Annotated in this window: 1 protein-coding gene; it reads right to left on the reverse strand. The window is 73.6% G+C overall.

Annotated features, from left to right (window positions below; all coding sequences use genetic code 11):
* Positions 1-66 precede the first annotated feature (66 nt).
* The coding region (locus G3N94_RS41885; RefSeq protein ID WP_205799978.1) for a helix-turn-helix transcriptional regulator at positions 67-745 on the reverse strand (679 nt) is incomplete at its 5' end.

Genomic DNA, 745 nt, shown 5'->3' on the forward strand with positions numbered 1-745 from the left:
ACCGAGGCCGGGCGGCGCTGGGCGCCGCAGCCGCGGGGCGCGGCGGCGACGGCCGCGCAGTCTGCGCTATTCGCGCACCAGCACGACGAGCTTCAGGTCCTCGCGGTGCGCGGGCTTCAGCGTGATCTGCTGGTAGACGAGCCGCCCGTCGGCCGGGTGGTCGAACTCGCGCTGGCCGCCTTCGCGCTCGAACACGTCCTGCGACGCCCAGTATTGCGCGAACGCGTCGCTGCCGGCCGTCAGCGCGTCGATCAGCGCGCGGGTCGGCGCTTCGGTCAGGTGACGGATCGAATCGGCGCGGAATTCGGCGGCGAGCCGTCGCGCACGCGTGTCCCAGTCGACAATCAGCGCGCGCGCGGCCGGCGACATGAACGTGAAGCGCAGCAGGTTGCGGTCGTGATCGCCGTCGAGCCAGCCCGCGAACAGCGCGGCGGCCGGCGCGTTCCACGCGAGCGCGTTCCATTGCCGGTCGAGCACGTAAGCGGGTGTCGCAATGGCCGCGACCGTTGCCGCGAGCGTCGGCGGCAGGTCGCCGCCCGCGACGTCGGGCTCGGCCGGGTCGCGCTGCGCGGCCATCTCGAACAGGTACGCGCGTTCGGCCCGCGACAGTTGCAGCGCGACCGCGATCCGCGCGAGTGCGTCGGCCGATGCGGACACCGGGCGGCCCTGCTCGATCCACGTGTACCAGGTCGGGCTCACGCCGCACAACTGCGCGACTTCCTCGCGCCGCAATCCGGGCGTGCGG

It is taken from the genome of Burkholderia sp. Ac-20353 (assembly GCF_017104785.1).
Classification (GTDB): domain Bacteria; phylum Pseudomonadota; class Gammaproteobacteria; order Burkholderiales; family Burkholderiaceae; genus Burkholderia.